This is a genomic window from Vibrio sp. Vb1018 (assembly GCF_033338775.1).
Lineage (GTDB): Bacteria > Pseudomonadota > Gammaproteobacteria > Enterobacterales > Vibrionaceae > Vibrio > Vibrio alginolyticus.
In genome coordinates this window covers 21,007-43,876 of record NZ_JAWOTI010000004.1, presented here as the reverse complement: position 1 = coordinate 43,876, position 22,870 = coordinate 21,007, and the positions used below count along the sequence as shown (strand labels likewise).

At 43.4% G+C, this 22,870-nt stretch carries 15 protein-coding genes, 1 tRNA gene and 1 pseudogene; 9 read left to right on the top strand and 8 right to left on the bottom strand.

Annotation, left to right across the window (positions count from 1 at the left end):
• Nucleotides 1–4 precede the first annotated feature (4 nt).
• Nucleotides 5–1,198: an acetate/propionate family kinase gene (locus tag R7Z10_RS06290; RefSeq protein ID WP_318104357.1), complete on the bottom strand. Its 1,194-nt coding sequence runs from the start codon at nt 1,196–1,198 to the stop codon at nt 5–7.
• Nucleotides 1,199–1,561: 363 nt separating this feature from the next.
• Here R7Z10_RS06290 and R7Z10_RS06285 point away from each other — a divergent pair.
• Nucleotides 1,562–2,212, top strand: a pseudogene (locus R7Z10_RS06285) (EAL domain-containing protein).
• A gap of 72 nt (nt 2,213–2,284) precedes the next feature.
• On the opposite strand, the gene R7Z10_RS06280 reads toward R7Z10_RS06285, so the two are convergent.
• Nucleotides 2,285–4,216 carry a DEAD/DEAH box helicase gene (locus R7Z10_RS06280; RefSeq protein WP_005375680.1) on the bottom strand — a complete coding sequence of 644 codons (1,932 nt, stop codon included), beginning with the start codon at nt 4,214–4,216 and terminating at the stop codon, nt 2,285–2,287.
• Between the two features lie 413 nt (nt 4,217–4,629).
• On the opposite strand from R7Z10_RS06280, the gene rnb reads away from it, so the two are divergent.
• Nucleotides 4,630–6,633 (top strand): exoribonuclease II, encoded by a 2,004-nt coding sequence (gene rnb, locus R7Z10_RS06275; protein WP_262634905.1) that lies wholly within the window; start codon nt 4,630–4,632, stop codon nt 6,631–6,633.
• A 71-nt stretch (nt 6,634–6,704) separates the two neighbouring features.
• Nucleotides 6,705–7,514, top strand: a complete 810-nt coding sequence (locus tag R7Z10_RS06270) for a helix-turn-helix transcriptional regulator (protein ID WP_017635750.1) — start codon at nt 6,705–6,707, stop codon at nt 7,512–7,514.
• 33 nt (nt 7,515–7,547) lie between these two features.
• Here R7Z10_RS06270 and R7Z10_RS06265 read toward each other — a convergent pair whose 3' ends face one another.
• The gene (locus tag R7Z10_RS06265; protein ID WP_017821084.1) at nt 7,548–7,901 is read right to left on the bottom strand and encodes a DUF3024 domain-containing protein; all 354 of its coding nucleotides are present in this window, start codon (nt 7,899–7,901) and stop codon (nt 7,548–7,550) included.
• Nucleotides 7,902–8,167: 266 nt separating this feature from the next.
• On the opposite strand from R7Z10_RS06265, the gene R7Z10_RS06260 reads away from it, so the two are divergent.
• Nucleotides 8,168–8,992: a phosphate ABC transporter substrate-binding protein gene (locus R7Z10_RS06260; protein WP_017635752.1), complete on the top strand. Its 825-nt coding sequence runs from the start codon at nt 8,168–8,170 to the stop codon at nt 8,990–8,992.
• A gap of 63 nt (nt 8,993–9,055) precedes the next feature.
• Here the strand turns inward: R7Z10_RS06260 and R7Z10_RS06255 are convergent, their stop codons facing one another.
• Entirely contained in the window at nt 9,056–9,736 is a 681-nt protein-coding gene (locus R7Z10_RS06255; protein ID WP_005386198.1) for a MaoC family dehydratase, read from the bottom strand.
• Between the two features lie 329 nt (nt 9,737–10,065).
• Here R7Z10_RS06255 and R7Z10_RS06250 point away from each other — a divergent pair.
• Nucleotides 10,066–10,156, top strand: a tRNA-Ser gene (locus tag R7Z10_RS06250).
• Between the two features lie 160 nt (nt 10,157–10,316).
• On the opposite strand, the gene R7Z10_RS06245 is transcribed toward R7Z10_RS06250, so the two are convergent.
• Entirely contained in the window at nt 10,317–11,867 is a 1,551-nt protein-coding gene (locus R7Z10_RS06245; RefSeq protein WP_165401664.1) for a PAS domain-containing methyl-accepting chemotaxis protein, read from the bottom strand.
• Nucleotides 11,868–12,152: 285 nt separating this feature from the next.
• Between R7Z10_RS06245 and modF the strand changes: the two genes are divergently transcribed.
• A complete protein-coding gene (gene modF, locus R7Z10_RS06240) occupies nt 12,153–13,607 on the top strand; it encodes a molybdate ABC transporter ATP-binding protein ModF (RefSeq protein WP_053350645.1) in 1,455 nt (484 codons plus the stop codon).
• On the opposite strand, the gene R7Z10_RS06235 is transcribed toward modF, so the two are convergent.
• The gene (locus R7Z10_RS06235) at nt 13,595–15,067 is read right to left on the bottom strand and encodes an EAL domain-containing protein (protein WP_213899598.1); all 1,473 of its coding nucleotides are present in this window, start codon (nt 15,065–15,067) and stop codon (nt 13,595–13,597) included. The genes modF and R7Z10_RS06235 overlap by 13 nt on opposite strands.
• A 348-nt stretch (nt 15,068–15,415) precedes the next feature.
• Between R7Z10_RS06235 and R7Z10_RS06230 the strand changes: the two genes are divergently transcribed.
• From R7Z10_RS06230 to R7Z10_RS06220, 3 genes are all read left to right on the top strand, one after another.
• A complete protein-coding gene (locus tag R7Z10_RS06230; RefSeq protein WP_005386192.1) occupies nt 15,416–16,150 on the top strand; it encodes an IclR family transcriptional regulator in 735 nt (244 codons plus the stop codon).
• A gap of 6 nt (nt 16,151–16,156) precedes the next feature.
• Nucleotides 16,157–16,996 (top strand): arginase family protein, encoded by an 840-nt coding sequence (locus R7Z10_RS06225; protein ID WP_025768977.1) that lies wholly within the window; start codon nt 16,157–16,159, stop codon nt 16,994–16,996.
• A 307-nt stretch (nt 16,997–17,303) separates the two neighbouring features.
• Entirely contained in the window at nt 17,304–20,330 is a 3,027-nt protein-coding gene (locus R7Z10_RS06220) for a DUF6701 domain-containing protein (RefSeq protein WP_025768978.1), read from the top strand.
• Nucleotides 20,331–20,394: 64 nt separating this feature from the next.
• On the opposite strand, the gene R7Z10_RS06215 is transcribed toward R7Z10_RS06220, so the two are convergent.
• On the bottom strand, nt 20,395–21,687 hold the full coding sequence (locus tag R7Z10_RS06215; RefSeq protein ID WP_025768979.1) for a DEAD/DEAH box helicase: 1,293 nt from the start codon (nt 21,685–21,687) through the stop codon (nt 20,395–20,397).
• 170 nt (nt 21,688–21,857) lie between these two features.
• On the bottom strand, nt 21,858–22,844 hold the full coding sequence (locus tag R7Z10_RS06210) for a GTP-binding protein (protein WP_025768980.1): 987 nt from the start codon (nt 22,842–22,844) through the stop codon (nt 21,858–21,860).
• Between the last annotated feature and the right edge of the window lie 26 nt (nt 22,845–22,870).

Here is a 22,870-nt window from a genome sequence, read left to right as displayed (position 1 = left end):
TATATTACAATAGCTCAACCGATTGTTTAGCTATCACAAATTCCTCGTTAGTAGGAATAACAAGAGCTTTGGCACCTAACAACTCAGATGCTGCAATAACACCTGCGTTACCAAATCTTGCATCTTCGTTACCTTTCTCATCTTCAACAAAACCTAACAGTTTTAGGTTTTTCAAGATTTCACGACGAATTGGTAGTGAGTTTTCACCAATACCACCAGTGAAGATGATGCCGTCTAATGAATCCAGAGCCGCGAGGTAGGATGTAATGTATTTCGCAACGCGGTAAGTGAAGATCTCAAATGCCAACTTCGCACGTGAATTCCCCGCTTCCATTGCTTCTAGTACGCCACGAGCATCACTTGTCACACCAGATACACCTAAGAAACCTGACTTCTTGTTCATCATCTCGAACACTTCGTCTTTTTCCCAGCCTTTACGGAAAAGGAACTCGATAACACTTGGGTCGAGGTCACCACAGCGAGTGCCCATCATTAGGCCAGCTAACGGCGTCAAACCCATACTTGTATCAACACATTCGCCATTTTTAACCGCACTCACTGATGCACCGTTACCTAAGTGCACAGTGATAAAGCTGCTTTCTTCAACCGGCTTATCTAGCATTTTCGCTGCTTCACGGCTTACGTAGTAGTGGCTTGTACCGTGAGCACCGTAACGACGCACTTTATGCTCTTCGTAAAGCTCGTAAGGAAGTGCGTACATAAAGGCTTTGGCTGGCATTGTTTGGTGGAAAGCAGTGTCAAATACAGCAAATTGAGGCAGTGAAGGGAACGCCGCCATTGCCGCTCTCATGCCTTCAGCGTTCGCTTTGTTATGAAGTGGTGCAAGTTCAGCAAGGCGCTCTACTTCTTGAATAACTGTTTCACCAACTTTCACAGTTCCTTTAAAGGTTTCACCGCCTGCGACAATGCGATGGCCTACAGCGACAAATTTTGAGCTCAAACCTAGAGTTTCGAGTAGTTTTACCACTCGCTCAACAGCGTACTGATGATGGTTACCGCCAGCTGGAATTGCTTCAACGGTTTTTTCTCCCTGATATTTCCAACTGATTTCAGCTTCAGGTAGGCCAAAACACTCACCAATACCTGATACCAAAGCTTCACCGGTTTCAGAATCAATAACAGCAAATTTTAATGAAGAGCTACCAGAGTTGATCACCAGTACAAACGAATTAGACATGAAATAGTTATCCTGTTGTAGAGCAGAGGTTGTAATAGCGCTTGTGCGCTGCGTACTTCTTGTTTGCCCCTCTATTATTCAATAATTTTTTAATCTTTCAACAATCTTTTAGTAAAAGCGATTTGATTGAACAAATTTTGTTGATCTGTAGCAAGTTTTGATTTTATTTGAAGACTAAAAAATATCACTTGTTAAACATAATTTATGAATAGGTCAATTTGTACAAAGTCAGATATATAAGCTACGTTGTTTATTGGGTGAACAAAAATAACAAACCAATCAATAAATCGGGGTAATAATGTGCCCACTATTGCATTTCTATTAGTGATCTTAGGTTTGATTTTGCTCTGCTGGGGATGGCAGATGACAAAAAACATCTGCTCGAAAACTGACGTAACCGGGTGGACTTTCCTATTATTGTTAATCAGCTGTTTCATTTTTGCTTATGCCGTTTTTTTGCACGCTATCATGCAAAAACCTATTACTTCTCTCTTAGAAACGGGGGTTTCTCTTATACTTTTTGGCGGCAGTATCTTTGTCGTGCTGGTGATTAAGTGGAGCAACGATTCGATATTAAAGCTTCATACTGTTGCTGAAAGAGAGAAGCGCAATGCCGTCCATGACGCTCTTACTGGGCTCCCTTATCGTAAATACTACTTTGAGTCTATCGAAGACATGACACAACCTGAAGGCCAATGACTGATTCAAATTATGAGATAACCTCAAAAACGTCGAAAGATTGATAATACGTTTCAAGGTAAGCTGGTTAATTTCTTTTCACAGCAAGCCGCACTGAAGGCTCCCGCTCTATCGTTGAGAACACGATTGCGCTAGCACATGGATTAGGGTATTCGGTCGTAGCAGAAGGCGTTCAAGACATGGACACACTGCATTTTTTGAGAAGTCGAGGCTGTGACATCATTCAGGGTTACTTGTTCTGCCCTGCCCTTAGACGAAGTAATAAGTTGGGTAAACAAACACGATGAAAAGCAAAACCGTATTAGACGCGCATAAAAAAGCCGAGCGCTTTGCTCGGCTTTCAATTCTTTTTGTAGCAACTTAAACCGTCGCTTTAATCACTCGTGATTATGCGTCTGTACGACGGCCACGACCGTGACCACGTTCACCACGATGTGCACCACGGTGATCACCACCACGGTTGCGATCGAAACGACGTTCGCCACCTTCACGATTACCATCGCGGTTGCCGTCACGGTTACCACGGAAACCACCTTCGCGACGACCGCCTTCACGACGATCACCACCACGATTGCCGCCTTCGCGGTTGCCACGGTAACCACCGCCATCACGACGACCACCATCGCGACGACCACCGTCACGGCGACCACCACGAGACTCGCGGAAATCATCGAAATCACATACTACAGCACCAACATCTTGTTGACGGATACGTAGTTTGCTTAGCTTGTTCGCCGCGTCTGAAGTCATTGCTTTAGGTAGCTGTACGAATGTGTGACCTTGAGCTAGCTTGATCGCACCGATAGAACCTTTACCTAGACCTAGTTCGTTTGCTAGAGCGCCAACGATGTCTTTAACTTGAACGCCTTGCTCACGACCAACTTGAAGCTGGTAAGTATCCCAGTCTTGGTTGTTGAAGTTACGACCGCCGTCGCGACCACCTTCACGGCGCTCTTTACGACGTTGCTTGTCACGCTCAATTGCTTCAACCATTGGGTCTTCGCCAATGTAGAACAGAGGACGTTTGCCTTGCTGACGCTTAAGAAGCATAGCAGCAAGTGTTGCTGGGTCGATGTCTAGAGAAGTTTGTAGTTTCTCTACCAACTCAGCAAATTTGTCTAGTGCTTTGTGCTCTTTCTCTGCTTCAAGCTCAGCGCCTAGCTTAGCTAGACGAGCTTCAGCAACTTGGTCACGTAGAGGAAGTTGGATTTCTTCCATAGATGACTTAGTTACACGCTCGATAGTGCGAAGCATACGAATTTGGTTAGTGCGAACTAGAAGGATCGCTTTACCCTTACGTCCAGCACGGCCAGTACGACCGATACGGTGGATGTATGACTCAACATCAAATGGGATGTCGTAGTTGAATACGTGCGTAATACGTGGAACGTCAAGACCACGAGCTACAACATCAGTTGCAACTAGGATGTCAATAACACCTTGTTTGATGTGATCAACAGTACGCTCACGTAGAGACTGAGGAATGTCACCGTGCAGTGCAGCTGCTTTGAAGCCACGTGCAGATAGCCAGTCAGCCAGACGCTCAGTATCTTGACGAGTACGTACGAATACGATTGACGCGTCAGTTTCTTCAGTTTCAAGAAGACGAGACATTGCTTCATCTTTCTCTACACCTTTCACTACCCAGAACTGTTGTTGAACTTTGTCTACAGTGTGGTTTTTACCAGCAACGTCAACCGTTACAGGGTCACGAAGGAAACGTTCAACGATCTTCTTCAGCATTGGAGGCATAGTTGCAGAAAACAGAACGCGTTGTGCTGACTCTGGAGCGTGCTCCATGATCGCAGTTACGTCATCTACGAAACCCATGTTTAGCATTTCGTCTGCTTCATCAAGAACGAAAGTACTAACTTCGTCTAGGTGTAGACGTTCGCGATTGATAAGATCTTGAACACGGCCTGGAGTACCGACAACTACATGAGCGCCACTTTTAAGAGCACGCATTTGGTCGACAATAGATGCGCCACCGTAAATCTCTAGAACTTTCAAACCTTTGATGTTTTTACCAAGGTTTTTCATTTCCGCTGCAACCTGAATTGCCAGCTCACGAGTCGGAGCAAGTACAATCGCTTGCGGTTTGCGTTGGTTTAGATCGAGTTTGTTGAGAAGAGGCAGAGAGAACGCTGCTGTTTTACCTGTACCTGTTTGAGCTTTACCCAGCGCGTCAGCACCTTCCAATAGGTGTGGGATTGCCGCAGCCTGAATTGGAGTTGGTGACACGAAACCCATTCCGTCTAGAGCAGAAAGGATAGAATCATTCAGAGATAAATCACTGAATTGAATAACAGAATCTTGCATTGGGATCCTACTTAATTAAACAAAAAAACAGTCCCATATGCTCTTCCAATTCGATACTGATCCATCCAGATACTGATTCCATTCAGACGGGAACACAGCACAGTACACAACCGCGATAAGCCATTAGGGACGACTAAGGGAGGCGGATTATTCCTTAAAAGCATAAAAAAATCCAGAAAAAATTGAATTACATCACAATTTATTCTCAATAATGGTATTTTTAGCATATTTTTCCACCAACCCTACCATTCCCCGTAGATTCGCGTAACTCACAGATGAGAATTTCATCAATATTTAAGCCAATTTCTCGTGGTTAAATTGGCAAAATTCACGGCGAAATTACGCTTCACAGGTAGTAATAATAGCTCGCAATGATTATAGTGTGCCCAACTCCATAGGTAATTTAAGAAAAGATGTTTCAAGATAACCCACTACTCGCTCAGCTTAAGCAGCAAATCCAAGAAAACCTGCCTAAAAAAGAAGGCTCAATAAAAGCCACAGATAAAGGCTTTGGCTTTTTGGAAGTGGACAGTAAGACGAGCTTCTTCATCCCGCCTGCGTACATGAAAAAGTGCATGCACGGTGACAAAGTCATCGCCATTATCCGCACCGAAAATGAACGCGAAGTTGCAGAGCCACAAGAGCTGCTGGAACAAGCCGTGACTCGCTTTATTGGTCGAGTAAAAATGTTCAAAGGCAAGCTCAACGTAGCACCTGATCACCCACAGCTTAAAAAGCTATCTCTTAAAGCGAAACTAAAGAAAGGTCTAAAACCTGACGAGTTCGCCGAAGGTGATTGGGTTGTCGCACATCTTATTCGCCACCCTCTAAAAGGCGATAACTCTTTCTTCGTAGAAATTTCTGAAAAAATCACTGACGCGAATGATAAAATTGCGCCTTGGTGGGTAACGCTTGCTCAAAACGATCTACCAAACTCTGAGCCAGCAGGCATCGATAACTGGGAACTGAAAGACGACGCGGAGCTAAAACGCGTAGACATGACTCATGTTCCATTCGTCACTATCGACGGTGAATCGACTAAAGATATGGACGATGCGCTGTACGCGAAGAAAACCGTATCTGGCGATTTCGAACTCACCATCGCTATTGCGGACCCAACCGCCTACATCACACCTGAAGATGAAATGGATAAAGTAGCGCGTGAGCGTGGCTATACTATTTATCTTCCAGGCCGCAACATCCCGATGTTACCTCGTGATTTAGCGGACAACCTATGTTCTCTGATTGAAGGTGAAACCCGCCCTGCTATTTGCTGTACCGTAACGGTAAGTAAAGATGGTGTGATTGGCGACGATATTAAATTCTTCGCGGCAAACATCAAATCACATGCACGCCTAGCATACGATCACGTGTCTGATTGGTTAGAAAACGGCAGCTCTGAAGCATGGCAGCCATCTGAAGAGATCGCGACCATCGTTCGTGATCTTTATGAGTTCTCTCTTGCTCGCGCTGAATGGCGTGAGAAAAACGCAGTGGTCTTCCCTGATCGTCCTGACTACCGTTTTGAGCTCAGTGAAGATAACGATGTAATTGCTATCCACGCAGACATGCGCCGCAGTGCAAACCGTCTTGTTGAAGAATCCATGATTACCGCAAACATCTGTGCAGGTCGTACATTACGCGATAAATTTGAAACAGGTGTCTTCAATACGCATGCAGGTATCAAGAACGAGAAGATTGAAGAAGTGGTTCAACTTGTCAATCCAGAAGGCCAGTTGGAGTTCACAGCGGAGTCTATTGCTACGCTAGAAGGCTTTGCTGCGTTGCGCCGCTGGTTGGCAGCTCAAGAAACGTCTTATCTAGATAACCGCATTCGTAAGTTCCAAGCATACAGTGAGGTGGGTAATCAGCCTCTGCCTCATTACGCAATGGGTTTAGACATCTATGCAACTTGGACATCACCAATTCGTAAATACGGTGATATGATCAACCACCGTATGTTGAAGGCCGTCATCCTTGGTAAAGAACCCGTACAAAAACCAGATGACCAAGTAGGCGAAGAGCTAGCTCTACATCGTAAACATCATAAAATCGCTGAGCGAAATGTCTCAGATTGGCTATATGCACGCACGCTTGCTGATGAGCCGAGTAAGAAAACTTGTTTCACAGGTGAGATTTTCGATATTAATCGTGCAGGCGCACGTGTCCGACTTCTCGAAAATGGCGCAGCAGCCTTTATTCCTGGTGCACTAATTCTTGATAATAAAGAAAGAATTGAGTGCAATGGCGACAACGGTACCATCTCTATCGATAAAGAGGTCGTATACAAACTTGGGGATACATTGGAAATTGTCCTTACGGACGTAAACCAAGAAAACCGCAGTTTAGTTGCAAAGCCAACCCAGGTATTCGCTGAACAACCAGCAGCACAAACAGAACAGACTGTAAGTGAGTAATACCGAATGAAGTTAAAAGGCGCTCTATTGAGCGCCTTTTTTATTTGTTATGTAAAACGATAAGAAAGAGTATGCCGAACATTGAGATCATTCGCTTTAATCACTTCACTGCGCGCAAAAGTGAGCGTTACACTGCAACACATAATGGGTTATATATTGTTGAAGAAGGTGCCCTATTAGTTCATCAACCTAATGGCGAGCAATTTGAACTTAAAGCCGGAGATTTCACACTCTATAACTCCGCAGATCTGAGCAGTGCAGAAGCCGTCTCTAGTGACGGAGGCTTTAAAGCACTGGCTTTAGTCTTCAATCCAAATATATTCTGTGACTTTAAGAAAGCGCACCCGATGCTACGTTCCAAAACGGAAGAAAGGCGCTTCTATCCTTTTTCAACGCAATCCAGTAGCGAAGTAGCACAATTGAAGGACATGTTGGTTAAGTTAGCGAGTCGCAATGCTCCAGACTACACACAAAGCCATATCGCAATGGCATTGCTGTCGTTGATGGTTGAGGTAGAGCCAAACATCCTATCTATCATAGATGATGCAAGTAGCCTGAGCGACTCTCAAAAAGCCATTAAGTACATTGAGGGTAATATTGAAAAAGACATCACGCTAGAAGGCTTAGCGGCTCATATGAGCATGTCCATCGCAACCTTAAAACGTCGCCTCGCCGCAGATGATCTTTCGTTTTCTCAGATATTAAAGGTGAAACGGATAAACTTCGCAGCAACCCAACTGCGCAAGTCAGAAAAATCAATAACAGAAATAGCGTTTGAGTCTGGCTTTAAAAGTGCAGCGCATTTCAGTACAGCATTTAAATCCGTTTACAACATGACCCCCAAAGACTTTAGAAACCAAGTTGTTAGGCCTAAAGTATAAATCATGTCGGCATTCGCATCCGTTGGGCTCGCCCTATTCCCAAAAACACGCTTGAGGATCGCGCTCCAACTCGTTGAGTAAGTCCTCAAGCATTCGGCTAAATGGAAGTGGCTTATAAGGCACCCACCTTAACAGCTCGTTGTGATATGTGGGAACATAGAAATACCAAAGTTGGTTTTCCTCATCAAACATGATCTTCGCGACGGGAGAAGTATACTCGCTATGCTGGGAGTCGAGGAGAAAATGCGCCCGATGAAGCTCAACGCCATTTTCTACTAGCTCATAGAGGCACTTGCCCTGTTCGACAGGCAAGTTAGCATTACGCGCAGAGCAGAGCGATTGAACTGATTTGTATAAACGACTTGTCGCCATTTGGGACACTGACATCAACGTTCTCCCGATGGATGATAGTTAGAGCTGTCGATCCTAGTATATAACCTTTACATCATCACCGATGGTAGTTATCTACCTAACTCAAGTATAAGATAGCTATATTATCATTTGCCCAGATTATCATCTCAGTCCACTTGGAAACGCTAGCTCCATCACCTCTTGACTAGAAACAATTCCCCTGTTTAGCGCTAACAGTTCACAAAAGTGTAACCTGAACGCAATATCATAAACTCTGCTTTATCCCGTATATGGAGTTTAATATGTTACGTTTTACTGTGGCGACGTTATTGGCCATAGCAGTCTCCCTCCCTACCATTGCAAAAGAAATCAACATCTCGGGTTCAACGTCGGTTGCTCGTGTGATGGATGTACTTGCTGAGGAATACAACAAAACACACCCAGACGATTACGTTGCTGTTCAGGGCATTGGTTCGAGTGCTGGTATCACCATGGTCAATAAAGGAGTAGCCGAAATAGGCATGAGCTCTCGCTATCTGACTGAAAGCGAAAAAGGTGAAGATCTCAATGTATACCCTATCGCTTATGATGGCCTCGCTGTTGTTGTAAACCGTACCAACTCTGTAGAAAACCTTTCTCAGCAACAGCTGTTTGATATTTACAAAGGTAAGATTAAGAATTGGAAAGAGGTCGGGGGCGCAGATCAGCCTATCGCGGTGGTTACTAGAGAAGCGTCTTCAGGTTCACGTTACAGCTTCGAAAGCTTGCTGGGACTGACCAAAATCGTTAATGATCGCCTTGTCTCGGATATCAGCCCAAACAACTTGGTTGTAAACAGCAACAGCATGGTAAAAACCATTGTTAACCATAACACTCGCGCCATTGGTTTTATCTCTGTAGGGTCAGTAGATCGCTCGATCAAGGCGATTCAGTTAGATGGTATTGACCCAACCTCGACAAACATTAGCAATCATAAGTACAAGTTGGCGCGACCATTCCTAGTGCTATACAAAGTAGATAAGATTAGCGATGCAGGTAAAGGTTTTATCGCTTTCCTTCGTTCAGAGCAGGGACAAAAAGCGATTGCAGATTACGGTTATACGCCAGTAAAAAACTTTAATCAGTAAAAATGAAAAAGAGAGCACCCTGATGCTCTCTTTTACTATGTCGTGTTCTATCCGGTTTCGGAATTAGAAATGCAGTTGAATTACAGAGACCACAACCGCACCAGGTCGACGAATACCTTCAATTTCCACTTTAATTTCGCGCTCAATCTCCAAACCTTTTTTGATTGGCGTTACTTTTGTTAACGTGCTGACTGCACGAACATTATTGCCTGCTTTGACAGGGTAAGGGAAACGGACTTGGTTTAAACCCAAGTTAACTACCATTTTAGCTGTTGGGAACATTGGCTTTTCTGGATCGACTGAATCCGTCAGTTTAGGCAGCAATGCTAATGTTAAAAAGCCATGAGCGATAGTTGTCTTAAATGGAGATTCAGTTGAAGCACGCTCTGGATCAGTATGAATCCATTGCATGTCTTCCGTTACCGCACCAAATTGGTTAATACGTTCTTGAGACACATGAACCCAATCACCAGTGTGAATAACTTCGCCAATTTTTTCACTTAACTCGTCATAAAGCTTTTGAGCCTCAGGTGCCATTACGATCGGTGCAGGTTGAGGTGCAACTTCTTCGTTGACGGCTGGCTGCTGGTGATCACGAACTTTTGAGAAAAGAAAGCTATTTTGAGCTTTCCCCAAAAAGTCACTCCAATAATCGCGTAACGTTGGAGACATCCAATTCATAAACTCGGATTGATGAGCAGAAATCGCATCAACTTTGTCTTTAAATAGATTTGTGACCTTCATAAACACCCTTAAGAATTCTAAGCACAACTGGCTATACCAGTTAATTTTGAATTAGTTCACAAAGTCTTGCAAATACTTTCGGGCGAACACATGTACCCTAAAAGCATGTTATGTCTTATATATCAGCAAGATAACAATAAAACACCATTTTATTGACGTGCGCCAATATAAAGTAAAAACTCTATAAATTGGTACTTTTTGTCCCTTTTTCACTCCGTTTTCAAACTGTCCAACATCACATCAGTGATCATAAAACAAGCAAACAGAACTTCTATTATAATTCAGCACTTTACAAGTCGGACTATGCTCCTTATTATACCGCCCACAACGGAGAGATGGCTGAGTGGTTGAAAGCACCGGTCTTGAAAACCGGCATACGTTAATAGCGTATCTAGGGTTCAAATCCCTATCTCTCCGCCACTTATTTAGAAAGCTCGCATTTATTGCGAGCTTTCGTCGTTTTAGCTCTTAAAAAACGAGATTTAGAAATCCTCTCTCGTAAACGAACCCAGCACTTCACTATATTCCAGTTAAAAGCCCGCTAATGTTTAGCGGGCTTTTAACTTCGATTTTCTAAAGTTTAAGCAAACTTCTTAATCATTTCAGACAGGTCATTGGTGCAATTTTGCACTTTGGTGTTCATATGATTCGTTTCAGTCATCAGTTCATACGATTCACTGTACTTTAAATTAAGCGACTGGATGTTTTCATTTATTTCATCCGTTACATAAACCTGCTCTTCTATCGCGACCGCAATTTGTTGGTTTCGTTCGACGACGTCCTGAACAAGGGACTCCAGTTGTTGAATGCTATCCAAAGCAGTACCTAGCAATGTTACCGTTCCGGTCGACATTTCATTACCTTTCTCTAACGCAGAAACCGCTGATTTGCTCCCATTTTGAATCCCTTCAATGGCCGATTTAATCTCTGTTGTCGATTCCTGAGTTCTTTTAGCTAAGGTTCTCACTTCATCTGCTACAACGGCAAACCCTCTGCCTTGTTCGCCTGCCCTCGCGGCTTCAATTGCAGCGTTCAACGCTAATAAATTAGTTTGTTCGGCAATACCATTGATGACTTCAACAACGGTTCCAATTTGCTCGGTTTGTTGGTTCAAACGTATGACCACTTTAGATATTTCGCCGAGCTCACCCACCAACTCTAAAACCGATTGGTTAACATTATCGATAACGCTACGGCTGTCTATCATCGTATTTTGCGCTTCTAACGTAGCCTCGGCGGTCGCTTGAGCATTATTTGATATCTCAGATGAAGAGGCTTGCATCTCGTTGACCGCTGTTGCGACCGAGTCAATCTCCACTTTCTGTGCGCTTAAGTTCTCCGTCACTTGCTGGCTATTTGTCGCAGCACTGTTAGCACTTGCGCGCGTTTCTTCGCAAGAGTCTTTTACAGACACGCCAACGCGCCCCAATAGCGCATTGGCAAATTGCTTACGCATCTTCATACCCAGCTCAATCTCAGCCAGATCGTTGATTCTTCCGCAATAAATATATTCCATGAGTGGATTGTTGAAGTCTTGCCTAGCCTGTTTAGCGAGCTTCTCAACTGGTCTGGTTAATACATAAATAGAGAAAACGGAAAGTAACGCAACAACGCCAAACGCTATCATTGGTGATTGATTCATTTGTAGAGTGAGTAAGCCAAGAAGGTTTGAAATTAAAAGGAAGAAGGCCGATCTCATCCACAAACGTGTACGAGGAAGATACATTTTCCACGGCTTACGATTATTTCGAAGCTTCGAATACGCTTTTTCCGCTCGCTGGATGTGTATACGCTCAGGTTTAAATCTCACTGATTGGTATTCCACAACTTCACCATTAGATTTTATAGGAGAAGCAAACGCGTCAACCCAATAATAGCCGCCGTTTTTACGTCGATTTTTGACCATTCCCATCCAGTGTTTGCCAGTTTTCAGGTGAGTCCATAAATCTTTAAAAGCCTGTTTTGGCATATCAGGATGACGCACAACATTGTGGGGTTTACCGATAAGCTCCCCTTCATCAAACCCCGCTACTTCATTAAAGTTTTCACTGGCATATTTGATGTAACTGGAGGTATCGGTAATGGAAACTAGGCTGTAACTCGAGGGGTAATCGTATTCCGTTTCACTCATAAACATGTGTCCTTACATTGATTAATTAACAAACGGCAAATATGAATTTACCAGCATAACACTTACATGCATAATGATAGGTTGATTCAAAAATAAAACAAAATTATTGACAAGTTCACTTGTTACTTAATGACTCTAGTCGCATTTTTATCCTCTAATACAAGGCTTCGTTAATATGCACAAGACTGAGTACTGTTCAAAATTAATACACAAAAGCGCTTCCGTACTGAGTTCGTAAATTGTTATAAGTAATCCACTAAAACGAAAACAAGGAAGACAAACACAATGACTATTCACTTTCGTCAGCTTGCAGCTAAGAGAAATACGACACACTTGTTTATTGACGATTGGAAAATTAACACTCAGCAGTCTTGGGGGATATTCAGCGCAGATGGAGATATTGGCTCTCTGCTTGGAGACCTTATTTGTGATGAAATGTCACCAAATAGTGGGGAAATTGAGCTAAATGGGCTGTCCGTTGCGCAAGTCTCGTTATCAGAGCAACAGCGATTACTGGAAAGAGAATTAGAAAAAGATGATACGGATTTTCTTGATCGTATCGACCAAGGAAGCACTGTTTATTCATTAATCCTAGAACAGAGCCAAGACACTAACTTAACTGAACAGCTAGTTAATGATCTCGACCTAAGTCATCTTAGAGATAGTGGCTTCCGTGTTCTCTCTACCGGAGAAACCAGAAGAGTAATGCTCGCCCGAGCTTTAGCCACACAACCTGACTTAGTATTACTCGATAATCCATTTACTGGCTTAGATATTGCGCACCGAGCTGCTCTCGCTCGCTATTTACACTCGCTTTCTCAAAATGTGCAACTACTCATAACCTTCTCTCGCGAATCTGACATGCCTGAGTGGATCAATAGCATCGCGCTTTTCAGTGCAGGAAAGCTTGATAGTACAATGGATAAGTCCAGTTGGGATAATCATCCAATCATTGGACAAATTAAATCTCAGTCAGAACAACAGAGTGAAGAAATGATGAGCTTGATACGTCAGCATCAGCACTCGACACCATTCAACAACCCAATATTTGAACTAAAGAATGGGGCTGTTGAATACACCGATAAGAAGATTTTTACTGGCTTGAACTGGCGCATAGACAAGGGCCAACATTGGCAGGTCAAAGGTCCAAATGGTTGTGGAAAGAGTACCTTACTTGGATTGATCTTTGGCGATCATCCGCAATGCTACAGCAATGACATTGATATTTTTGGTAAAAAGCGTGGTACTGGCGAGACAATCTGGGAAATTAAGCAGCATATCGGCATGGTGTCTTCAGCGCTACACCTCCAATATCGAGTCAATTGCAGCGCATTAGAAGTCATTTTGTCAGGATTTTACGATTCGATTGGGTTGTATAACCAGCCAACTCGCAAAGAGATGAATATTGCAAACGAGTGGCTCGATATCTTACATATGAGCCAGTACAAAAAAACCTCATTCAAGCAATTAGAGTACGGTCAGCAGCGACTATTACTGATTGCAAGAGCCATCGTGAAACAACCCACATTATTGATTTTGGACGAGCCGTATCAAGGGTTAGATTTTTTGGGTAGACGGTTAGTTAAGAACACACTTGAACTCATCGCTAGAGAGAATTTAAGCCAACTATTGTATGTGTCTCACTACCAAGAAGACCGCTTAGATAGCATCAAAAATGAGTTAGAGTTTGTGTTTGATGAAAATGCTCAGTGTTATAGAGCTAACGTCTACCAATCATAATGACTTCGCTGCGCAAGCTGCTCATAAGGTAATGGTTTGGAGTAAAGGTATCCCTGATGATATCTCACTCCCATCTGCTTTAAGTGTTCAGCTTGCGCTATGGTTTCCACGCCTTCAGCGATCAATTGTACTTGTAATTCTTCCGCGAAGTGAACCATCGCTTTTAAGACAGAAGCACTAAGGCTAGGAATACCAATGGTTTCGACAAAGCACTTATCGATTTTTAAGTAATCTATGCGCATGTGCTGTAGAAATGCTAACGAGGTTTGGCCAGTTCCAAAATCATCGATCAGCACATCAATACCATGCACTCGCAGCGCTGCAATGCATTTTCTCGCCTCTGAATCAATGAGCTGGCGCTCCGTTATCTCTACCCCTAATGAGACTTTGTTTCGGCTCAACTGTCTGTCGAGCAATTGAATTTTTCTGATCGCGTTTGGTCCGACTAAATAACCAGGCGGCACGTTAATACCAAGGTGGACAGGCTGATCAAAGCCTAATTTACTGAAGTCCTCTGCCGCTTTATCCAGAACGAAATCAGTAAGTAAAAAAACCAATCCACTTTGCTCTGCCGCAGGGACAAACTCATCCGGAGAAATGAACCCCTTACTTTGATGCTCCCATCGCACAAGCGCTTCAAACCCGAATAACTGGCCGGTATCAACGTTAACTTGCGGTTGGTAATACAGGGTCAACTCTCCTCTTTTTATTGCTCTTTTAAGATCCAGTATCAAGTTGCGATGAGGATCAATAAATTTATTCAACGCATACAAACAAAGGTAGATCACGAAAATAATTGGAATTGAGTACAAAAAATAGGAAAGTGTTCTCTGTTTGACGAAAAGATCGCTGGCTTCACTCAAAGCTTCATACTCAAACATTTGCGACGATTTGATACCGATAGGATTACTTCCCGCTCTTAATGCTCCTTCGGGTGAAACTTGCTCATGGATAAACAGCGCAGAGCGTTTTAGGCGTAAATCGTTGTTAAACCCTATTGTCGCATTAAAGTAGTCATGATCGATAATCGTTACGGCTTGATAACCGCGCTCTCCTTCCGTTACCACAAGCAAGAACTGATCGTACAAACTATCTACACTACCAAACGCTAGCGTTTGTCCCTTAGGAAAGGTGATGTGCTCAGCTAACGGTTTAGAGATACTTCCCAATTTCGAAGAACAAGTAATGACTCCCTCTTTCACAATGAGCATTTCTTCAATATCTCGTTCAAACATTAAGCTTTGCTGGAGCTCTTCACATCGTTCAGGGTGTAGCAACGCCGTGCGGTTTTCTGTCTCTATTTGGAATAAAATTTCATCTGCAATTTGCACATTTTTTTCTAATAAATGATTGAGATTGTTTTGCACGCTTTCACGAGCTAAATACAAAACCTCTCCAATAACCAAGGGAATAGGCAGAAGAAAAATGATGGCTTTTTTAAAAATCGCCTTATTCAGCATATAAAAGTAACCTTTTATAAAACCGATTTACTGAGATGGTACCTCGATTCCGATACCCGCTAGCAACTCACGTTTTTTAACATTATTTGTTTGGATTAACTCAGTATGCGAAACGCTGAGTAATACCGCAAACTAAACAATGTCTTATTCACTCCTGTTCCAATTTAGTATCAAGCGCCTCAAACCTGAGACTTTAATTCGACACCATGTTATGTCTATCGGTACTTGCGAAAGTCTTTACCTGTCTGTTTCTCATCATGTGAGAATTACCCATTAAAATTATTTTTCTTTTCTCAGTGATTAAGAATTATATTTGTCGTAACTCCTACAACACGTTACAACACTCTCATGACGACAAACAAAGCTAATGCTAACCAGGTAAACGAAAAATCACTGCAGTTGTTAATGCAAGTTGCAGTTAGTCCGTTCCCAGTTTCTGCGAAAACGCTAAGCGAGCAATTGAACGTTCCTTTAAGCAGCCTTTACCGACACTTAAAACTGCTTAAAGAGTGGAACTTGATCGAAGAAAGCGTTCACGACAAGACATTTGTCGTTGGTCCGGCGGCATTATTACTCATGCACAGCTATGAGACCGCGCAACATGGGCTCGACATGGTCGAAACCATACTGGCTAGGTTGGTACAACAAACCGGGGAAATGGCCGCTTATATGGTACCAGCGGGTTATCGTGCGCTTTGTGTCAGACAGAAAGAAAGTATGCAGGCGCTGCGTTGCAGCTTCGTCCAGGGTCAAAGTCAACCTCTGCTGCGCGGTGCCTCATCTAAAGTGATGCTTGCTTTTATGCCTCAAAGTCGATGCGAGAAAATCTTGAGATACTTTAATCAAGATCACCGACGCGACGAGTGGGAAAAAGAGCTCACAACCATCCGTAAACACGGATATGCCGTCAGTACTTCTGAGATTGACCCTGGTGTTTCAGGTATTAGCGCACCGGTAATGAAAGGAAGCAAACTGATTGGCGCAGTCTCGGTGATGGCTCCGGCCCACCGAGTCGAAAAGGATAAGCAGCGCATTATTTTACATGTACTGCAAGCGGCAAGGGCACTACCACCAGAAAGGTAATTCATCATGTTAAGCTTTTTCAAACGCTATAAACTCCATCACACAGTGAAACAGCCGCAACATTACCCTTTTTCTTTTATGACAGTGTGTGAGTATTTGCCACCCATGTCTAAGGGCGCGTTTGAATTAGCTGATCAAAGTTTGGAAAATGCTAGTGATTGGCTTTACCAACAACATGATCATGAAACCGCTGAAAACTTTGGTCACTTCAACCACGACAAGCTGGAAAATGGCGAGTTTCAGGAAGCATTAAGCCTTTCGCTTTCTCGCCACTCAATTCCTGTTTTAGTCACTAACTGTACCGAGGCAATCTTGTCCATGTTACCTGTGGTCGTGTCCTATCGAGACGAAGTGGGTGTGGTAAATATTGGACATGACATGAACTTGAAACCAACACTTGAACCACGTTTAGGCTCGGCATTTCATTTTGCTCTTTCTCGCTATCAAAACGTGCGATTATTTTTTGCTGGTGTTAGCGAACAAGATACAAAGCAAGAAACGTGGGAATACGCGGAGGATCAAGGTTGTGACTGGGTAACCGATAAAGAGTTTTCTTTTCGTCATCGCAATAATGTTAAGCAACAGATCGGCAATTACCTAGACCACTGCGACCAAATAATCATTAGTATCGACCTTGGATCTCTAAAAACCAAAAACAGCCTTGATGGCGCGTCAGAAATTGATATCCAAATGGTTCTACGCACGATTAGGCAATGTTTGGTTGCAGGTAAAGTGAGAGCAATTCAGCTCGTTGGCGATCGAGATTGTCTGGTGTATTCGAGACAAACGAAAGCCATACTAGAAGAGTTATATCAGATGGCTCCACTCATCGTTCACGCTGCCTAGCGTTATAAACGTTCAGAATCAGGATCGCGTCCTTCCTGATTCTGAACCAACATGCTTACTTATTATCCTTAACTAACAAATAGTTACACATATAAATCGACACACATCACACTTGCCTCTTGAACTAACCTGACACTTACGTTGTAATAAGGCCGCTAAACTTTGGTATGACATACGAAATAAAAAATAACCAAAGTTCAATAACTAAGCGGCTTCAGAACAAAAAAGTACCGCAGCTATTCCAATTTCAGTGAGCATTTGCTCACGCTCGCTTGATGCCATCTTGTTCCACTCATTAGGACATTTGATGATGCGTCTTTGCAGTATTTTCACTGCGGTTCTTTTTTTACCGCTAACCTCACACGCCACCACTTATGACGTAAAAGATCTATCTGAGTTAGGTCAACTTTGCTCACACAAGAGTTTTAGTATCGAAAGCGATGGCACGACTTATCGCTGTACAGGGAAACTAGTCCTACCCGCTGGTGATAAAATTGTCTCCTCATTACCGGAAAAAGAGATAACATTAAAAGCAGATTATGGAATTGTGTTAGAGGGGAATAATACAATTGGTGAACCCAATAAACGTATCTCTCTACACGCCCTCGCTACCGGATTAACGGTTAACAATGAGAAAGCATCAAACCTCGACGATTACCAAAACAAGCACACTGTTATCTATGGTGATCTTCTATCGGCTTATCCAACAAAGCTGCATAACGTACTCATCGATGGGGATATAGAGCTAACAGGTGAGGCCCTTCATATTAATGGTGAGTACAACACCATTATTGGTGACATTTTGACTCACAGCACGACCAATATATTTAATACAAACATCTGTGGTAAGGTCGAATCACAAGGCGAAACACTACACCTAAAAACAAACCATCCTTTACAAGACCATTTTGTCGTCGGTGATGTTTCTGCGCACAAATCTCTGATTATAAAAGATATGTCGATCTATGGTACGGCTGAATCTGTAGGATCGTCAGCTACATTAAGTGGCTCATTCTATAGTTCCACCGCAGCAATTAAATACTTCCAAACATTGAACTTCAACAACGCTCCAAATCAGCCTAGTCAAGTTTGTGGTGAAATCCAACAAACGCCAGGAAGTGCACAAACGAAAGCACAAGACAACAAATACACGCAATACTGTGGATTGGGCGAGGCTGATTGTCACTACTCTTCCCAAGTCTGTCCAATCACCCCTCAAGATGTTCCGAATTGCAGCATGCAGCCTCCATCGGAGAACGACTTAAACCTCAGCGTCACACCATCGGACGACATGGCACTGATGTGCGGCGACGATCTTCCGCAATTTACAGCAACAACAACCAATAATGGAGAAGTTGTAAGCGCAGAAGTCAGTGCTGTCCTATCACACCCTGACTTGTTCACTTTAGAGGTGGTTAAAGGTCAGCAGACATTAGGAGCCAACCAATTTATATCTGACGAGAATGGTGAACTTGTTGTTCGAGTGGTTCCGAATAATATTGATACGATCTCGTTAGATACCAACTACACACTAACTTTCACTATGGCGAAAGACACGAGCAAGCATCAAACTGTTCGCTTTATGTTTACGCCATTTATGTTTGAGGCCTACTCAAAGACGAAAAGCGCAACTTTAAATGAAATACGCGTTATTGCAGGTAAACCAGAAAACGTGCATACGCGATTGCTTGCTTGTGCCTCCACCGGCGAACCTGTAGTGGCAAGCAACTACAATGGTACGCCTAAGATTTTTCATCCATTGGTTCAACCATTAGGAGGAAGTGAAGGAAACTTTAGCTATTCAGCGGAATTTAAAGACGGCTTGTCTGAACATGGTCTTATCACGAACGAGTCCGGCATATTTGAAGTGACATTGTCCGATCATTTTGAATGTGAGGGATTTGAAGAATGTCCAGAAGAAGGCAAAGTGGAAGTGAAAGGGACATTTAATGTGCACTCGCGACCATGGACACTCGCTATTTGTGACAACCAACGTGCTTTGCCTTCTGGCACCTCTGAACAAGGAGAAGGGTTTCTTGCTGCCGGAGAACTTTTCTCTCTAACGGTGAAACCAATCATTTGGCAACCTGACGGCTCTGTAAGTGGGTCTGTTGAATCAGCACGCTATTGTGATGCTTCTATCACCCGTAATTTTACGCTTGATGACGCTCCAGCAGCATCGGTTGTCTTGTCGAGTGAGCAACATACGCCATCAGAGACAGCGAACCAAACCTCAAAATTGCTAAAAAGTAGTGACTCACTGGCTCAGGCGCATAATTCAGCCAAGAATGATCAATTCGTCTTTAATGGATTATATTGGGAAGAAGTCGGGAGCTTGAGAGTAAAAGCAAACCTAGAAAGTAAATATCTAGGTATGACTGTGAACGAAGGCTATCGTTACGTTGGTCGTTTTTACCCAAAATATTTTCAAGTGCAAGACCAAGAATGGCACTACCCACATGGCCAAACTTTTGCTTACATGAATCAACCTTTTGAGAAAGTCACTTACGATGTTGTCGCACTCAATGCGAATAAGGAAAACGTGAAGAATTACGTCCACTTTTCGTCTAACCTTCAACAACATTTCGATTTAGGCGAGCTAAGCTCATACTCCGATCGGTTTTTGCCGCCTAAGCCTAAGAAGGTAGACTGGAAACTACTGGGTAGCGCGAGTGTTGGAACGTTTGTTATAGAGAAGCCCTCGACCAATGCGACTTGTAACAATAGCCCATGCTGGAAAAAGAACACGACAGATAAGCAATATCCTGATGGCCCATTTAATAAAGGGACTAACAGTGACAGCAGCAAAATAGGTATAGTCACGACTAAAGCCGTTGATGAGGTAAACTTCTTCGACGATAGCGAAGTACTCACAAAACAACCAGACATTCGATTCGGTCGTTTGAACTTTCAAGATGTAGGTGGCAACCAAGGCATGGTGATCAAAGTGCCACTTGCTGTAGAAACTTGGCAAAACGGTCGATTTATGACTAACTTCGATGACAGCTCAACAACGGCGAATGGTGAATATTACTTCAGCACGCCAATTTGGTCGAATGCGCCTGCAAACAACGCCATGCTTTCTGGAGTTGGGACAATGCATGTTGGCAGGATGACCGATATCGTTGCAAGCCAAATTGACTCAGCACGCGAGCAAATACAATTCCACCTGGATTTAGACGGCTCAGGTAATCGCATCCCTTGGCTGAAATACGATTGGGATAACACGACAAGTGAAGAGGAAAATCCACCTGTTACAGTTACGTTTGGTATTCACCGAGGAAACGATCGCATTATTTATCGTGGTGAGCCAAATATGCTTGGCCTAAATTAACGCGAAACGACAAAACAAAAAAAGCCCCTCAATTGAGGGGCTCTTTTCACACAGACTGTGTAATTTACTTTGCGCCACGACGCGCTTTCAGGCGCTTCACCATAGCAAGACGACGCTCTGCCGACCCTTGGTCTGTTGCCGACTGGTTCGGATTATTACGACGACCTTGACGATTCTTGAATGCTGGTTTTGAGTGCAGCTTTTCAATGTAAGATTCACGCTGTTTTGGTTCATAGCCAGCAAGCTCAATACGGCGAATTCGCTGCTGGATTAGATTTTCAACCTGAACAACCGTGAGTTCTTCATCTCGATTTACAAATGAAACGGCATGACCTTGTTTACCTGCACGGCCTGTACGACCAATTCGGTGAACGTAATCTTCCGCTAGGAAAGGCATGTCATAGTTCACAACGTGAGGTAAATCTTCAATATCTAGACCTCGAGCAGCGACATCGGTAGCCACCATGACACGTGCTTTACCGGACTTAAACTCTTCTAGCGCACGACGACGAGCGCTTTGAGCACGGTCACCATGACAAACCACCGCTTTGATACCATCAAGTTTCAGCTCTTTTACAACGTCGTTTGCGGTCTCTTTGTAGTTCACAAATACCAACACTTGTTTCCAGTTCTTACGACCAATCAGCTCCGAAAGCAGTTCCGTTTTTCGCTCTTGATCAACTGGATATAACACGTGAGCAACTGTCTGTGCTGTCGTATTCGCTCGCTCAACTTCAATACGCTTAGGCTTACGCAGGATATCTTTTGCTAACAGATTTAGTTGGCTCGAAGTCGTTGCCGAAAACATCATGATTTGTGGGTCTGTATCCACATCCAGCATGATCTTACGAACTGCATGAATAAAGCCCATATCCAAGATACGGTCTGCTTCATCAAACACTAAAAACTCTAAGTGTGCGACCGAGACATTACCTTGTTCAATGTGCTCTTCCAATCGACCAGGTGTAGCCACTAGGATATCTACACCGTTTTCTAATGCCGTTACTTGAGAAGACATTTTACGGCCACCGAAAATCGCAGCCACCGACAGGTTCGTGTACTTCGTGTAAGCTTTGATGTTGTCAGCAATTTGTTCAGCAAGCTCACGAGTTGGAGCCAAGATAAGTGCGCGAGCAGTCTTACGAGAAGCGCTACGGTTACTGTCTAGCAGCTGCTGAATCATAGGCAGAGAAAACGCAGCCGTTTTACCAGTACCTGTTTGTGCTGTAGCGAAAATATCATGGCCTTTGCGAGCCATTGGAATCGCCTTCTGTTGAATTGGCGTTAACTTTTCATAACCGCATTCTGCCAGTGCTTTAACCACTTCTGGCGCAAAACCTTGAGATGAAAATGACATTGAGCGTATTCCTTAAACAAACCACTAAAAATAGCTTTAAAAATTTAGCCGTGCACTATACCCGAATTTGAGTGATTTATCTCACTTTTCTCATTGAAATCCTACAAAAGAAAAAACGGTGAGCACAGATATATTAGTGGTTCACCGTTTTCGTTTAACCTTTGCGCGATTTAATGTTTGATGCCAGATAACTGAAGGAGAATTCGCTCAAGCTCATCCCATGGCAACAGCTGAGAATCTATCACTTCTAATCGTGATTCAAAGCCTTCTAAGCTGATTTCATTCACCGACACGACTCTGTTGGCAACATTAAACGCGTAACAACCTTGATCCGTATTGACCACTGCTTTAACACGTTCAGCCGTTAAGTCCGAAAGCATTGAGAAGAGTTTATCAAAATCAAACGTGTACTCTGCCCCAAACAACCACCCGCAACTAAAATACCCTTGCCCTTTGTTCTCTTTACGCACAAAGGCTTCACCTGGCGGCAACTGGAATTGAGGCTCTTGGTGAGCATGGTCATGATGATGTGACTCGATATGGGAAGAAGCGCTGCCGTAAACCCGTTCGATATCCAAGACTTCTATCGGTAACTCACCATCATGAATAAGCTTACTGAATACTTTTGAGGGAGATTGGTCCGTCACCCAGTCATTAAACACATCAATGTCGTGACTGGTACAAAGGTCAACCTTACTGCCTATAACCACATCTGCGCTGTCTAACTGGTCCACGAAATTTTGGTTAGAAAGATACTTTTCATCACTTAAGTTACGCGGATCAACCAGAGCGATCGTCGCTTTTAGATCAACGTAAGGTTCATACTGTTCTGAGGTAAGCGTCGCGATAACCTGTTTTGGATGACCAAGGCCTGTCGGCTCAATCAATAAACGGTCCGGTTTTTGGCGCAGTAACGCGGTAATACCGACCGACATTGGCACGCCCGCCGTACAACACATACAGCCACCCGGCACTTCTTTAATCAGCGCACCTTGGTCGGTCATCAATGCACCATCAATGCCAATCTCACCAAATTCATTGACCAAAACCGCCCAGTTTTCGTTTTCCGGTTTGTTCTTCAGTAGATTTAAAATCGTGGTCGTTTTACCGACACCCAAAAATCCGGTCAGTATGTTGGTTGGTACTCGATTTGACATGCTTATCTCCGACACGTTAGTGCATT

Excerpts from the sequence above, each read along its gene's own strand:
- R7Z10_RS06220 (WP_025768978.1), top strand. The coding sequence starts at position 17,304 with ATGATGCGTCTTTGCAGTATTTTCACTGCGGTTCTTTTTTTACCGCTA.
- R7Z10_RS06235 (WP_213899598.1), bottom strand. The coding sequence starts at position 15,067 with ATGCTGAATAAGGCGATTTTTAAAAAAGCCATCATTTTTCTTCTGCCT.
- R7Z10_RS06290 (WP_318104357.1), bottom strand. The coding sequence starts at position 1,198 with ATGTCTAATTCGTTTGTACTGGTGATCAACTCTGGTAGCTCTTCATTA.
- modF (WP_053350645.1), top strand. The coding sequence starts at position 12,153 with ATGACTATTCACTTTCGTCAGCTTGCAGCTAAGAGAAATACGACACAC.
- R7Z10_RS06255 (WP_005386198.1), bottom strand. The coding sequence starts at position 9,736 with ATGAAGGTCACAAATCTATTTAAAGACAAAGTTGATGCGATTTCTGCT.
- R7Z10_RS06260 (WP_017635752.1), top strand. The coding sequence starts at position 8,168 with ATGTTACGTTTTACTGTGGCGACGTTATTGGCCATAGCAGTCTCCCTC.
- R7Z10_RS06245 (WP_165401664.1), bottom strand. The coding sequence starts at position 11,867 with ATGAGTGAAACGGAATACGATTACCCCTCGAGTTACAGCCTAGTTTCC.
- R7Z10_RS06225 (WP_025768977.1), top strand. The coding sequence starts at position 16,157 with ATGTTAAGCTTTTTCAAACGCTATAAACTCCATCACACAGTGAAACAG.
- R7Z10_RS06230 (WP_005386192.1), top strand. The coding sequence starts at position 15,416 with ATGACGACAAACAAAGCTAATGCTAACCAGGTAAACGAAAAATCACTG.
- R7Z10_RS06215 (WP_025768979.1), bottom strand. The coding sequence starts at position 21,687 with ATGTCATTTTCATCTCAAGGTTTTGCGCCAGAAGTGGTTAAAGCACTG.
- rnb (WP_262634905.1), top strand. The coding sequence starts at position 4,630 with ATGTTTCAAGATAACCCACTACTCGCTCAGCTTAAGCAGCAAATCCAA.
- R7Z10_RS06270 (WP_017635750.1), top strand. The coding sequence starts at position 6,705 with ATGCCGAACATTGAGATCATTCGCTTTAATCACTTCACTGCGCGCAAA.
- R7Z10_RS06210 (WP_025768980.1), bottom strand. The coding sequence starts at position 22,844 with ATGTCAAATCGAGTACCAACCAACATACTGACCGGATTTTTGGGTGTC.
- R7Z10_RS06280 (WP_005375680.1), bottom strand. The coding sequence starts at position 4,216 with ATGCAAGATTCTGTTATTCAATTCAGTGATTTATCTCTGAATGATTCT.
- R7Z10_RS06265 (WP_017821084.1), bottom strand. The coding sequence starts at position 7,901 with ATGTCAGTGTCCCAAATGGCGACAAGTCGTTTATACAAATCAGTTCAA.